Consider the following 15304-nt stretch of genomic DNA (forward strand, 5'->3'; position numbering starts at 1 on the left):
CTATCTTTTTAAATGCCCAGCTAAAAATCCACTTGAAAAAGACCATTGAAGATTATAACCACCACATGGTCCATCTAAATCCATAACTTCACCACAGAAATATAAACCATCAACTATTTTACTTTGCATTGTATTTGGGTTTATCTCTTTTAAGCTTACTCCACCTCTTGTAATCATAGCTTTTTTAAAGCCTACTGAGTCAGTAACTGTAAATGGTGTATTTGCTACTATTTTTACTAAATCATTTCTTGTCTGACCATCTTGGTCTTTAAACTTTTTATCAAGTTTTGCGTTTACTTGTAAACATAACTCTTTTGATACAGAAGCTGGTAAAAGAGTACTTAAAAGCTCAACTACATTTGCATCAGGCTTTAAAGTGGCTTGCTTTTTCAAATGCTGAAAAATCTCATCTTCACTTTTACCTTTTACCATATTTATTAAAAGTGGAACTTCATCATACTTTTCAAGTAAAGGAGTAATTTCCCTAGAAAAATCTAAAATAACTGGACCTCTTAAGCCCTTTGATGTAAAAATCAAGTCTCCAACAGCTTTTAATTTTTTAGCTTTTTTTAAATCAATTCTCACAATTGCTTTAGCAATAGTATCAGCTGTACAGTTTGCTACCCAAGTCTCTTTAGTATAAACAGGAAGCATAGCAGGATAAAGGTCTGTTACTTTATGTCCTAACTCTTTTGCAAACTCATAACCATCGCCATTTGCTCCAAGCATAGGAAATCCTAGTCCTCCTGTTGCTACTATTACATTTGGTGCTTCAAAATTACCTTTTTGTGTTTGAACTCCTGTGATTTTTGTATTATCACATAAAAGTCTATCAACTTTACAATCACATAATACTTCTACATCAAGTCTTTCTAACTCTTTTTGTAAAGCATTTATAATTGTAGAAGAGTTATGAGTAATAGGGAAAATTCTAAAACCATCTTTTGTATCTGTTTGAACACCTATACTTGAGAAAAACTCTCTTAAATCATTTTTATCAAGCATATTAATAGCAGTCATCATAAACTTACCATTTCTTCCAAAAGAGCTCATAAAATCCTCTTTACTTAAAGTATTAGTAAGATTACACTTTCCTCCACCTGTTGCTTTTAATTTTGCACCAAGGGAACTTAGCTTTTCTAAAAGTAAAACATCAAATCCTAATTTTTTTGCAGTTATTGCTGCAATCATTCCAGCTCCACCAGAACCAATTACTATTACATCATATTGTTTTTTCATGGCGTAATCATAACCAAAGATTGTTAAAAACTTTGATATACTTCATTTATGAAAATAAGAGTCGGAACATTTAATTTATTTCAATTTGTAGAACCACCATATAGTTGGTATGAAAAAAAAGACAAATTCACCCAAGAACAATGGATAGAGAAAAGAGCTTGGATTAAAAACCAAATAACATCAATGAACTGTGATGTTATTGGTTTTCAAGAAGTATTCTCTCAAGATGCCCTAAAAGATTTATGTAAAGAATTAGGATTTGAATACTTTATAACAGTTGATACACCAAAAGTTCATGAAAAAAATGAACTCATATATGTAAGTACAACTGTTGCACTTGCTTCTAAGTACCCAATATCAAATATAAAAAGTGTCAAAAAACATACACCAAGTTTAAAAAAACATCATTTTAAAAGTGATTTTAAGTTTGCAAGAACTCCAATAAAAGCTGATATTACAATTCCAAATAAACAAGATATTACAATATATGTTTGTCATCTAAAATCAAATAGAGAAAATGAGTTTGAATATATCTTCAATGAAAACCATACCCTTGAAGAAAAAAACCAACAAGTTCAAAAAGCTTTAAAAGAAAACTTTAGTAAATCACTAAAACAAAGACTTTGCGAGGCTTCTTCACTATTTTTTGATATGAAAAAACAAAAAGATAAACCTTATATTTTAGTATGTGATTTAAATGATAGACTTCACTCTTTAACTATAGATGCCCTATCAAATAACAAATATCACGATGAAACAAGAAAAGAGACCTTTATTTTAAAAGATGCCTACTATGAACATGAAAGAAAAATATATAATCCTCATCCTGAACAAAAAGAAATACAAAGAGAAGCTACAAGTTATTTTATTGGAAAAGGAAATGTTTTAGATTTTATTTTTATAAGTAATCATTTTAGTAAAAAAAATAAAAATGCAATTGCTAAGGTAAGCAATTATGAATTATTCAATAAACATATTGAAGAAAATCATGCTGGTTCAATCTTAAAAAGTGATCATGCGCAAGTAGTTTGTGAGTTAAATTTCAAAAAAGATTAAAAACTTAACAAAAAATACACTTTTTATACATGAGTTCATATTATAATACACTCAGAGATAAATTAAACCCATTAATTTATTCATAGAGTAAGCAGTAGTATGCTTCCTTTAACTCCTCCTTATAAAAGAGAAAAGTTTTTGTGCTTAACTTTTCTCTTTTTTCTAAAATCCTTAAAAAAGTTTATTTTTATTGACATCAAAATTATTTTTATATGTTATAATTTCTGTTATAGTTTTATAAGGAAGATAAATGAGTGCAAATAGTATAGATACAGAAGTTATCGAAAATATTAAATTAGCATTAAATACTAAAGATATTAAAGTTATGGAAGAATTAAAGCATCATGTATCATCAAATGTAAGAAGATCATTAGCGAGAAATACAAAACTACCTACTTCTATAGCTAATTACTTAGCTTATGATCCATCTATGAATGTATCATATATGGCATTACAAAATCCAAATTGTACAGAAAAAAGAGACTTAAGAGAATATGCTAAACACCCTTGTGTATCATGTCAAAAAAGTGAGATTAACTTAAATTGTTATATGTGTAAAAATCTTCAAGATTTTAAATATTAATAGAAGAGAAAAACTCTCTTCTACTTTCTTAAATATTTTAATGTAGTTGCTATAATATCGTCATCATCTTTAGATGGTGATTTTATAGTTTCTTTTGAATCATCATCTTTTACAAATGTTATATTCATTTCATAAGATGAAATAGTTTTTATTTTCTTAGATAAACTTAATATCTTAATCATAATAAGCTCTAAGAACTGTTTCGTTGGAATATCTGGCTTACCAAATCTATCTTCCATCTCTTCTTCAATAGCATAAACAGCTTCTTTATCATGACATTTTGAAAGTCTTCTATAAAGCTCTAATCTTACTCTATCTTCTGTAATATACTCATCAGATAAATATGCTGAAATAGCAAGTTTAATATCAACAGTTTTATTCTCTTCTTTTGTTTCACCACTTAAACTAGCTAAGGCTTCTTCTAACATCTTAAGATATAAACCATAACCTATTTGCTTGATATGACCACTTTGAGCTTCACCTATGATATTTCCACCACCTCTTATTTCTAAGTCTTGGTGAGCAAGTGCAGTTCCACTTCCTAAATATGAGTTTGATTCTAAAGCAACAAGTCTTTTTACTGCATCATTTGTGATTTGTTTTTTATCTTCTACAACATAATAACAGAAACCTTCTTTGTCACTTCTACCAACTCTTCCTCTTAACTGATGTAAATCAGCAATACCAAATCTATCAGCACCATCAATAATAATAGAGTTTGCATTTGGTAAATGAAGACCTGATTCAACAATAGATGTAGCTAGTAAAATATCAAACTCTTTGTTTTCAAAGGCATCAATAATTTTTTCAGCTTGAGCAGGTTTTATCTTAGAGTGAATAACTTCAACTTTAATATTTGGGATAATCTCTTCAATATCACTTTTTTTAGCCTCAATTGAAGCAATATTATTATGAACATAGAAAAGTTGTCCACCCCTTCTTTTCTCTCTTAAGATTATCTCTTTGATAAGTTTTTCACTATACTCTTTAACATAAGTTCTAACCCCTAATCTCTCACTTGGAGGAGTAAGTAAGGCACTCATACCTTTTAGTTTTGATAAGGCAAGATTTAATGTTCTTGGAATTGGAGTTGCACTCATAGAGAAAATATGAACATCTTCTCTTAATGCTTTTAGTTTCTCTTTTTGTTTTACACCAAATTTATGCTCTTCATCAATAACAACTAAAGCTAAATCATTTGTCTTAACTCCAAGTAGTGAGTGAGTTCCCACAACTAGTTTAATTTCACCTGATTCAAGCCCTTTTTTGATATGATTTTTCTCTTTAGTTGAAGTTTTACCATCAAGCTTAGCCATAGGGAAACCATACTGCTCGAACCTTTTTTGCATTCCATGAAAGTGTTGTGTAGCAAGTAGTGTTGTAGGACACACAAATAAAGCTTGTTTTCCATCTAAAACAACAGCTAAAAGTGCATTCATAGCAACTTCTGTTTTACCAAAACCAACATCACCTGATAAAAGTCTATCCATAACTCGGCCACTACTTAAATCAGTAAAAATATCTCTAACAGCTTTTGCTTGGTCTTTTGTGTACTCAAAGCCTGCATTATTTTGGAATTCAAGTAAGGCTTGTTTATCTGTATTTATTTTTACACCATTTATAAGCTCTCTTGCTGCTGCTATTTTGATAATATCATTCGCAATAGCAAATAGTTTGTCTTTTACTTTATCTTTTAGCTTAGCAAAACTTCCTTTTCCAAGCTTATCAACAGTTGCATAAGAACTTCCATCAGCTACATATCTATCAATCAAATCTATATTTTCAACAGGAATTAAAAGCTTATCATCCCCTGCATACATAACAATAACAAAGTCCCTTTTAGCTCCCATAACTGTAACAGGCTCTATACCTTTGTATTGTCCAATACCATGTTTTTCATGAACAACAAAATCATTTTCTTGAAGTTCATCAAGTACAAGTTTTACTCTTTTCTTTCTTCTTGTTTTTATCTCTTTATTTAAAGAAATGATAATTTCATCATTACCAATAAGATTTAAGATATATGGTTCGATTATATAGTTTATATTTGTATCACTAAGTTCTAAATCAAAAGCTTTTATTTTAGCTTCTGATGAAGAGATAATATTTACTTTTTTGCCCTCATGAAAAGAGATAAACTCTTTTACATTTGCAGGAGCTATTTCTTGATAGTTTTTTGCTTTATAAATTTGAGGAGTTGCTAAAAACTTATCTTTATTTAGTCTCTTATCTTCAAATACATAAACTTCTTCTAACTCATCTAAAGCTTCTTGTGTAATAAAGCTATTCATATTTTGAGGTAAATACTCGCCTAAATCATTTAAATACCAAAACCCAAGGGAGTGAATATCTTTTACAAAAGTATCAGATTCTACACTTTGAACTTGTTCATTAATACCCTCAAAAGTTTCTTCATCAAGTGCTAAAAAAGCAGGAGTAATTGTAAAACTTTCAATCTCTTCTTTAAAAGACTTTTGATCTTCAATATCAAACTTTCTAATACTTTCAACTTCATCATCAAAGAAAGATACTCTATATCCAAACTCACTTCCTAAAGGACAAATATCTAAAATATCTCCTCTTATAGAAACCTCAGCTTCTGAGGTTACAATATCAACAAAATAATAACCCCAATTGTAAAGTTTTGATTTTAACTCTTCAAGATTTATGGTATCAGCAAAAGCTATTTCATAGTTATCAAAACATTGTGCTTTTGGCATAGGATAAGAGATTGTTCGAATAGGTGAGATTAAAATCTTATTTTGTTTTTTATAGTTATAAAAACCATTTAAAGCTTTAGTAATATCTTGTAACTCTTCACTAAAAGATAATAAATCATCTCCAAAATTAGCTCTAAAATCAGATAATACAAAAGGAGTAAAACCCAAATAAGAAACAATATCATTTGCTATTTGAGCTTGTTTATCATCATTTACAATTAAAAGCTCACACTCTTTTAATCTTTTTTCATCTTTTAAGTTTTTTAAAAATTCGTAAATACTTTTCACTATTTCTCTTCTTTTAACTCTTCAAAAAATCCAGTATTTTTATCAAAATAATAAGGAGGGTAAGGTGTTTCATTTAATAAAAATACTAGATTTGCTTCTTCAAAACCTGCTTTTAAAAGACCTTCTTTAAATACCTCTAAAATATAAGCTTTTGTTGTATAAAAAGTTGTTGTTGAAAAAGAAGTATATACATGTTTTTCTCCTTCAACTGCTTTAAAACTTTCTCTTTTTAAAAACTTTTCTAATTTCTTTTCATCTTTTAAGCCACCAACATCAAGTAAAACTAATACATCAACTTTCTCTTCTGCCATAAATTTTCCTTTTTGCTTTTTCTTTGTGCGTATTGTATTTAAAATATCATTAATTTGGAATTTTAAAGAATTTATTAAAAAATAATCTTCTATCTATACTGTACCTACTATTTTAGTTATAATATAATTTTAAGGAGTAATAAATAATGAAACGTAGGGATTTTATAAAAAAAAGTGCAACTGCTACTACAGCAATATTAGGTTTTCCTGCAATTTTAAGTGCAAAAAACAAATATCCCACAATAAAAGTATTAGGTACTCATGTTACGTTACAAGAACAAATAAGATTAAGAGCGCAAAAAGAATTAAAAATTAATATTGAGTTTTTTCCAGGAGGAAGTGCTGAGGTTCTAACAAAAGCAATTGCGGATCCAAGTTCATTTGATTTATATGAACAGTGGTCAAATAGTACAAGACTACTTTGGAATTCAGGAAGTATTCAAGCTATAGATACAAAAAAGTTAACTTATTGGAATGAAATAAATAGTTTAGCTAAAACAGGTAAAATTACTTCTTCTTCTACTATTGCACCAGGTGATTCTCCAAATAAGATTTTATATATTCAAAATGATAAAACTTTAGGTTCAACTCCTAGTGAACAAATCTCTTTTATGCCCTATGTACATAATGTAGATTCATTTGGATATAACTCAAATATAATTAAACAAGGTACTCCTTACGAAAGTGAGAGTTGGGGATGGTTACTTGATAAAAAGTATAATGGAAAAGTAGCTATTGTAAATGAACCATCTATTGGATTATTTGACTTAATACTAGCTACAAAAGCCCAAGGCTTAGTTGATTATAAAGATATAGGAAATCTTACTATTAAAGAAATTGACGCTTTATTTGATGTATTATTTAAATACAAAAAAGAAAATCATTTTAGAGGTTTTTGGAATTCTGTACCTCACTCTATTGAACTTATGAAAAATAACGAAGTGAATATACAAAGCATGTTCTCTCCAGGAGTTAGTGCTTTAAATGAAATGGGTATTCCATGTATTTATGCAGCACCTAAAGAAGGATTTAGAGCTTGGTATGGAGTTATGTGTTTATCTTCTGAATCAAAAGGAGAAAAACAAGAAGCTGCTTATTCTTACATGAATTGGTGGTTATCTGGGTGGCCTGGTGCTTTTATAGCAAGACAAGGATATTATATTTCAAACCCTCAACGATCAAAACCATTAATGAGTCAAGAAGAATGGAACTATTGGTACAAAGGTGAAAAAGCAAAAACTCATTTATATGGAACTAATGGAAAAATATCAGTGAAAAAAGGTATGCAAAGAAGTGGAGGATCCTACATAAATAGATTTAATAATATTGCCGTTTGGAATACAGTAATGCCTAACTTTGATTACACTTTATACAAGTGGAATAAACTTGTTAGAAGAGCATACTAAACAGGATAAAATATGATATTTAAAAATATAAAATTTCAATACAAAATCTATATAATTACCTTTATATTAATAATATTTTTTATCTTAATAACTTATATTTCAAATTTAAATAATAAACATATATTTGAAAATTTAGAAAACTTGAAAAATACTAATTCTTCACTACAATCAACTTTGATTTTATTATCAGATGTTGAACATTTACAAAGGTTAATAATAGAATACACAATGTCCTCAGATAAAGGTTTAATTGAGCCAATAGAAAAATATTTTAATAAAGTTTCAAATCATTCTATACCAAATATTTCTAAAAACAATAATTTCTCTTATATCTATAAAAAGCTCTTAGATAATATAAAGCAGTATAAGAAAAATTATGAGATAGCTAAAAAACAAATACCTTTAAATTTCACTTTAAGAGAAGACTTAAGACATAACAGTAAAAAACTAGAAAATGAACTTGAACAAATCTATAAATTTACGGAGAAAAAAGACTCATTAATAAAAGTGATTTTAATAAGAAAAACTTCTTTAGAAATAGAACGTGCTGTTATAAGATATTTGGAAACAGATAATAGAGTACATATAAAATTTATAAAAAATACTTTTAGTATTATAGAAAATAATTTTAAGATGTTAGAAAAATCAATCAAAATTGATAAAAAGATAATTAATCAAATATCTAATACAATTAAAGAATTCAAAAAAAATGTAAATCAAACAATTGAACATTATAGAACATATTCAATGCTTACAAAAGTAGTAATGCCAGGAGATGTTTATGAGATTTATTTTTATGCAGAAAAATTAAAAACATTAACCCTTACAAAAATTGATTCTGTTCAAGAAATGATTAAATACTATTCAGAATTGAATAAGAAATTTAATTTTTATGGAAGTATAATTTATATATTATTAGTTATATTAAGCTTTATTCTTATTATTCGTATGTTACAAAAGCCTTTAGAAGAGCTTACAATAATGTTTCAAAAACTTTCTAAAGGGGAAGATGATGTATCAATTCCTTCTTATACTCATGATGATAATATAGGTAAATTAATCCAATCAGCTGATATGTATAAACAAAGAAATAAAGAGACTAAAGAACTTTTAAAACAAACTCAAGATTACAAAAATAATCTTGAAATAAAAGTAGAAAATGAAATAAATATAAGAAGAGAACAAGAAAAAGTTTTATTACACCAAGCCAAACTAGCTTCAATGGGTGAAATGATAGGTGCAATAGCACATCAATGGAGACAACCTTTAAATGAATTAAGTATACGTATTCAAAAAATTAAATATACTTATGCAAAAGGTAAAATAGATGATGAATATATTCAAGAGTTTATTTATAAAAATAAAAAAACGATAGATTTTATGAGTAAAACTATCGATGATTTTAGAAACTTTTTTAGAATTGATAAAGAAAAAATACAATTCAAAGTAAAAAAAGCCATTGAAGATATTATAGAAATTCAAACATCTCAACTTAAAAACTATAATATTAAAGTAGAAATTTTAGGACAAGAGTTAGTAATAAATGGATTTAAAAGAGAATTTCAACAAGTAATTGTAAATCTTCTTAGTAATTCAAAGGATTCATTTATATCAAAGCAAGTCAAAGAACCTGCAATTAAAATTATCATTGATAAAAATAAAATTCTTTTCCAAGATAATGCAGGAGGTTTTTCAGAAGATATTATAGAAAGAGTTTTTGAACCTTACTTTACTACAAAAGAACAAGGTGAAGGAACTGGAATTGGTTTATATATGTGTAAGATGATTATAGAAGATAACATGAATGGAAAAATATCTGCATCAAATAAAAATGATGGTGCAGTAATTATGATTGAATTTAATAAAGAGGAAGTTAAAAATGCAAAAAGTTAACTCTATATTATATGTAGAAGATGAAAAAAATGTACAAGAAGAATTAGCAGAAGTATTAGAGTTTTACTGTGAAAACCTATATCTTGCAGATGATGGGAAACAAGGATTAAAACAGTTTATACAATACAAGCCTGACATTATTATAACTGACATTAAAATGCCAATTATGGATGGAATTGAAATGTCTAAGAAAATAAAAGAGATAAATAAAGAACAACATATTATATTTACAACTGCTTTTAGTGATATAGATTTTTTTCAAGAAGCAATTGAACTACAAGTTGATGGATACATCATAAAACCTATTGATTTAACTCTATTAGAAAATAAAATCGAAAGTGTTATAAAAAATATAAAGTTAAAAGAAGAATTGTTTGAAAAAGAACAAATGTTATTACAAACTTCAAAACTAGCTTCAATGGGAGAAATGATTGGTAATATTGCACACCAATGGAAACAACCTTTATCAATAATTTCTACTTGTGCAAGTAGTCTAATAATAGAACATGACCTTGACCAAATAAATAAAGAAAGTGTTCTTGCACGTTCTGAAAATATAATGACTCAAACAGAGTATTTAAATAATACAATTAATGATTTTACAGATTTTTTTAAACCAAATGAGCATAATAATAACTATAATGTAAAAAGATTTTTAGATAAATGTATAGATTTAGTTCATAGTTCTTTTGAAGCAAATACTATTGAAACAATGAAAGAAGTAGATGATAAAATCAACTCTTATGGAGATCCAAGCCAATTAACACAAGCAATAATTAATATTTTAAATAATGCAAAAGATGCTCTAAAAGCAGCCGAAAAACTACAAAAAAAACTTGTTTTTATAGTTACAGCAAAAGAAGATAATCATAACAATATTGAATTAATTATTAAAGATAATGCAGGTGGTATTCCTGAAAATATAATAGAAAATGTATTTGATCCTTATTTTACTACAAAATCAAAAGATGAAGGTACAGGATTAGGTTTATATATTACTAAAACTATTATTACTAAAAAACTTAAAGGTAATATAAAAGTAGAAAATGAAGTATTTGACTTTGAAGGTATAACATACAAAGGTGCAAAGTTTACTATAACACTACCACTTGCTAATCATGATTAACAAGTGGTATAAAATAGTACTTTTATAAAAAAGTAGAAAGTAAACCAATTAGTCCACCAAAAACAGCACCCCAAACAACTAACCACCCAAGATGTTCTCTTATGATTTTTTGAATCATTTCTTTTACCATTTTAGGTGTTAATTCATCTAATCTTTTATTTACAATTGAACTTAATTTATTGTAAATATCATCACTTAAATCATCTGATTTTAGTGCTTCATTTAAAACAGCTTGAAAAGAATCACTTTTTGAAATATCAACTATTGAACTTCTAAGCTTTTTAGTAAAAGGCTCTTTTAATGGCTCTAAAGCTTGCTCTCCACCAAACATCCCTAACATCCCTCCAAAAGACGACTCCATTACAGCACTTTTTAGTGAATCATAAGCAGGTGTAAAATCAGTTTTATTTAAGATTTTTTCAAAATCAACAGTATTTTTTGCACTACTTACCTCATCTTCAAAAAATCTTTTTAGATGTTCTTTTGTAAAAAATTGATTCATTAATAAATCATGAATTGATTTTTTAAATTGTGAGAATTTATTTTCAATTACACCTGAACCATAAAGATATGGTACTTTCTCAAAAAGCATATAAATTGCTAATGTATTTGTAAGCGAACCACTTAATGCAAAAAGACCTACTGTAAAAATAGTATCATAGCCATTTGAGTAGCCATAAGCCATAAGTAATAATGCTGCTAAATTTGTAATATCAGATTTATTCATTTGTAAAATCCCCCTAATTAAAAGGGGATTTTAACATAAGTTTTGTAAGAAAAGTTTTTAAGGAGTTTTATTTAATTTCATAAATAGCAGTTGAACCACTCACCTCATAAGCAACCATAAGTAAAGCACTTCCAGTAGGACTGTTTTTAGGCTCTACAAATTTCATACCTTCAGGTGAAATATTTTCATTTTTATTTGATTTGATAAATTTAACAAACTTTGCATTTTGTGCATCTGTAATATCATAAATTACAATTGCATTTTGTCTTTCTAAACCAATAAAAGCATAAGTTCTATCATTTACTTCTCCAACAGTTAAAGCTTCTGGTTCAACACCTTTATTTCCACTTCTTCCATCTTTTTCTCCATCATCTTGATTAAATAAACTAGGCATAAACTTAGCAGTTAATTTTGATAACTCATTTTTACTATCAAATACTAAAGTACCCTTTTCATCCCAAATAGAGAATGATCTAGCACCAAAAGTATATAGTTTTTCATAATTTCCTGAACTATTTTTACCTAATTCGTTATTAACTTTTAAGTCATTTTCATTTTCATAAGCAAATGCAATAGATAAATCTAATGATAATTTACTTATTTTTGTCTCATTTGAATATTTACCATATTCTCTTCCATCACCTTCATTTGCAGTTACTAAATATGTTTTTGAACCTATTTTGTAAGAAGCAATTGAATCTGGTTGATACATACCATATAAACCTTTGTAAGTTTTAAGCATTGTAATACCTTCTTCTTCAATATCTATGGCATTTTCTTTTTTAGAATGATCTTTAAATCCTAAAGCAACAACTGAATCAATCTTTTTAGAAGCAATATCAACAATAGCTAAAGCATTATTTTCTTGAAGTGTTACATAAGCTTTATTTGCTGAAACAGTAATATACTCAGGCTCTAAATCTAAAGAAGCATCAACACCATCTTTTAATACTACATCACTTGGAATTTCAATACCATCAAAAGTTAAATCTGTATATGCATAATCATTAGCAACATCAATAATTCCAACTGAACCTTTTGGGTCATAAGAGTAATCACTATTTGGCTCACCCTCATTTGCTACAATTATTTTTGAGCCATCTTCGTTAAATGTAACCATATCAGGTAAATATCCAACTTCAATAGTTTCAATATGCTCTCCTGCTGTATCAAACACTACAACAAAACCTTTTACTTGTTTTGATGTATCTTGTGAATCTACTTTTTCAACGGCAACAGCAACTTTTCCATTTGTAACTGCAACAGAGTTTACACCTGCACCATAAGTTGATAAATCAACTGATTTAAATGATGTTAAGCTCATTGTTTTTTTATCTTCATCATAAGAAACAGTATTAATATCTAAAGCATTGTTTGCACCATTTGTAGTAAACATTCTATTTGTCGTACTATCAAAAGCTACAATCTCACTTCCACCTTCTATTGAAGTTTTTAATACAGCTAACTTTTCAAAAGAGTTTAACTTTGGTGTCTCTTTTAACTCATCTAAATTTTTAAATGGTCCTACATAACCAATTGTAGATTGTTTTTGAGCAAGTGTAGCACTTACTTGATCTTCCATTGGGTGTTGTGTTACAACTGATAAATACCCATATCCATTTGCTAAGTTGTTATACCAAAATGGTGAAGTTGTTTCAGCATCAAGTGGAGTTGTAAATGTTCTTGTTAACTCTTTAGTTTTAACATTATATGCCCAAACTACATTATTTTCATGTTTTCCTGTATCTTCACCAATCATTAAAATATCAGAGTTTTCTAAAAATGTAACATTATCAGGATTAGAAATACCATTTACATCACAAGTATTATTTGCATAAATAGAACCACTATCATAAGTAGTTTGAGTTCCTGTTAAAATAGCATTCATATTTTTTACTACATATTCAGAATCGATTGTATTATCAATAGTATCTTTTGCTGTTTCAGTATTTACATCAAGTGAATAAATAGCTCCACATTTATTTTTTTCAACCTTAATATCATTATTTCCACCAAGGTCATTACTACTGTTATCTTCCATTCCTCTTTCAACTGAACTCATAGCAACATAAAGTTTTCCAGAATTTTTATCAAAAGTAATACCCTCTTCTTTTCTAAACTCTGTTGTAGCACCCATATAAGCAGCATATCTTCTTGACTCTAATCTTGAAGCAGCTTTTTGCATACCTTCTTTAAGATTTAAACACTCAAAACCAGCACTAGTATTTACAGCTTTATAGTCTGTAGGACAAGTACCTGCATCTTTATCTCCTGCAACTACATCAAATATATCAGAAAATTTAATAGCATCATTTGTAGCAATATTTGAATCTTTATCTAAATAAGCTCTAATTTCACTATTTGTTGCATGTCCTAAGTTAACCCATGTAATATCAGCTTCACCTGCTCCAACTCCTGCTTGTGAAGTTTGATTCCATTTAGCTGCATATAATGTACCAGCACTTAAATCTTTTGCTTTGTCAGCAACAAACATAAATAATCCAACATTTGTTCCATCATCTGATAAATATACTGTTTTATTATCAGGCATAACATAAGCTAACTCATGAGACATTCTTCCCATTGCATAGTGTTTTGTATAATCAGCTTCACCCTCATCAGTGATTTTTACCTCAGGAGTCCAACCATAGTAGTATGGTGACATTTTTTTTGCATCACCTTTCCAGAATTTTGCAACCTCATTATAATACTTATCATCAGTTAATCCAGTAACTGAATCTGCTTCTTGCTCAACTTCTCTTGCATCTGGCTCATACTCTTCTGAACCTAAGTGAGATTCCCATGGTGTCTTTTGTCCTGCACAGTGAACAAAACCACCAAATTCATCTTTTTGAGAGATAAACTTCATACTTTTATCTTTTGCACTTAACTCACCAGTCTCTTTATTTTGCTCTAACTCAAGCATATACATAGAACCAATTTGACATTCAAACTGTGATACCATATAAAGTTTTCCATCTTTATTTAAAAATGAACTATAATCAAGCCCTGAACCAACTCCACTGTTTGTACCATTACAAATATATGGTGAACCATCATCTACAGTTCCACCACTAAAAGTAATTGCTTCATCCATATAATCTTTTGATAAACCAAATACCTCACCATTATTACTATCACCTGTAGCCATAATAGTTTTATATGAAATATTTTGAGTCTTTCCATTAATCACAACTTCTGAAGATGCTTGTCTAGTTGTTTTTGTAGCATCAGTTGTAGGTGTTTCAATCTCTTTAAATTTTACATCAACTTTATTTGCAAACTTTTTACTAACATCAATTTTAATCTTTTTGATTTTCTCTTTTATATCTGCATCATCAAGTTTTTCTGATAATTTATCAATAGAAGAAAAGTCTAAAGTATTTGATGAACTCCCTTCAATATCGTCTGGTAGGTCAAAAGTATCTGGAAGATTATTTACATCATAATCTTTTCCTGTTTTTTTACTCATTTTCGCAATAATATAAGCAGATAAAGCTTCACTTGAAACTCCCTCATTTTGCTCTGCAATCGCAGCAATAGTGAGTTTTGAACTAGGAGTTGCTTTTAACTCTTTTCCTCCAATCATAAATGTACATGTTTCGCCCTCGTTATATTTATACTCTCCGCTAGAGTTAGTTGTTCCACTTGTTTTTCCACATGTATAATCAATATTTGCTAAATTTGGATTTAAATTTAATGTTCCAGTATTTGAAGTTGAAGTAGTTGATGAAGATGAACTCCCACATCCAACAAAAATAATTGAAGCTAAAATTGCAGAAGCGACTAAACTTATTCCCATATAATTCTTTTTCATAGATTTCCCTTTTGTTATTTATATTTTGTACTTAAGCTTTTGCTTTGTGCGAAAATTTTAATGAACAAAGATTACAAAAAAGTTACAATTAAATAATGGTTAATAACCACTATTTAAACTGCAAAAAATTATTCATAT

Annotated in this window: 10 protein-coding genes; 5 read left to right on the plus strand and 5 right to left on the minus strand. The window is 28.1% G+C overall.

The annotated features are described in order from the left end of the window. Entirely contained in the window at positions 1–1239 is a 1239-nt protein-coding gene (locus ACH5BH_RS04465; protein WP_404307428.1) for a BaiN/RdsA family NAD(P)/FAD-dependent oxidoreductase, read from the minus strand. A 48-nt stretch (positions 1240–1287) separates the two neighbouring features. Between ACH5BH_RS04465 and ACH5BH_RS04470 the strand changes: the two genes are divergently transcribed. Both ACH5BH_RS04470 and ACH5BH_RS04475 read left to right on the plus strand, forming a co-directional pair. Then, on the plus strand, positions 1288–2295 hold the full coding sequence (locus ACH5BH_RS04470) for an endonuclease/exonuclease/phosphatase family protein (RefSeq protein WP_423297587.1): 1008 nt from the start codon (positions 1288–1290) through the stop codon (positions 2293–2295). A gap of 250 nt (positions 2296–2545) precedes the next feature. Continuing rightward, a complete protein-coding gene (locus ACH5BH_RS04475) occupies positions 2546–2878 on the plus strand; it encodes a hypothetical protein (protein ID WP_404307432.1) in 333 nt (110 codons plus the stop codon). A gap of 20 nt (positions 2879–2898) precedes the next feature. Here the strand turns inward: ACH5BH_RS04475 and mfd are convergent, their stop codons facing one another. Both mfd and ACH5BH_RS04485 read right to left on the minus strand, forming a co-directional pair. Further along, a complete protein-coding gene (gene mfd / locus ACH5BH_RS04480; RefSeq protein WP_423297588.1) occupies positions 2899–5886 on the minus strand; it encodes a transcription-repair coupling factor in 2988 nt (995 codons plus the stop codon). Then, positions 5886–6197, minus strand: a complete 312-nt coding sequence (locus tag ACH5BH_RS04485) for a hypothetical protein (protein WP_404307436.1) — start codon at positions 6195–6197, stop codon at positions 5886–5888. The genes mfd and ACH5BH_RS04485 overlap by 1 nt, the downstream gene beginning before the upstream one ends. A 146-nt stretch (positions 6198–6343) precedes the next feature. Between ACH5BH_RS04485 and ACH5BH_RS04490 the strand changes: the two genes are divergently transcribed. Genes ACH5BH_RS04490 through ACH5BH_RS04500 form a run of 3 tightly spaced genes read left to right on the plus strand, consistent with a single transcriptional unit; the run spans position 6344 to position 10622 of the window. Continuing rightward, positions 6344–7603, plus strand: coding sequence for an ABC transporter substrate-binding protein (locus ACH5BH_RS04490; protein WP_423297589.1), 1260 nt, complete (start codon positions 6344–6346; stop codon positions 7601–7603). Between the two features lie 12 nt (positions 7604–7615). After that, positions 7616–9496, plus strand: a complete 1881-nt coding sequence (locus ACH5BH_RS04495; protein WP_423297590.1) for a sensor histidine kinase — start codon at positions 7616–7618, stop codon at positions 9494–9496. After that, on the plus strand, positions 9483–10622 hold the full coding sequence (locus tag ACH5BH_RS04500; RefSeq protein ID WP_423297591.1) for a response regulator: 1140 nt from the start codon (positions 9483–9485) through the stop codon (positions 10620–10622). The genes ACH5BH_RS04495 and ACH5BH_RS04500 overlap by 14 nt, the downstream gene beginning before the upstream one ends. A 22-nt stretch (positions 10623–10644) precedes the next feature. Here the strand turns inward: ACH5BH_RS04500 and ACH5BH_RS04505 are convergent, their stop codons facing one another. Both ACH5BH_RS04505 and ACH5BH_RS04510 read right to left on the minus strand, forming a co-directional pair. Next, the gene (locus ACH5BH_RS04505) at positions 10645–11349 is read right to left on the minus strand and encodes a DUF445 domain-containing protein (RefSeq protein ID WP_423297592.1); all 705 of its coding nucleotides are present in this window, start codon (positions 11347–11349) and stop codon (positions 10645–10647) included. Between the two features lie 67 nt (positions 11350–11416). Beyond that, positions 11417–15166 (minus strand): choice-of-anchor I family protein, encoded by a 3750-nt coding sequence (locus ACH5BH_RS04510; protein ID WP_423297593.1) that lies wholly within the window; start codon positions 15164–15166, stop codon positions 11417–11419. Positions 15167–15304 lie beyond the last annotated feature (138 nt).

The organism is Arcobacter rhizosphaerae (genome assembly GCF_049472155.1).
Taxonomy (GTDB): Bacteria; Campylobacterota; Campylobacteria; order Campylobacterales; family Arcobacteraceae; genus Arcobacter_B.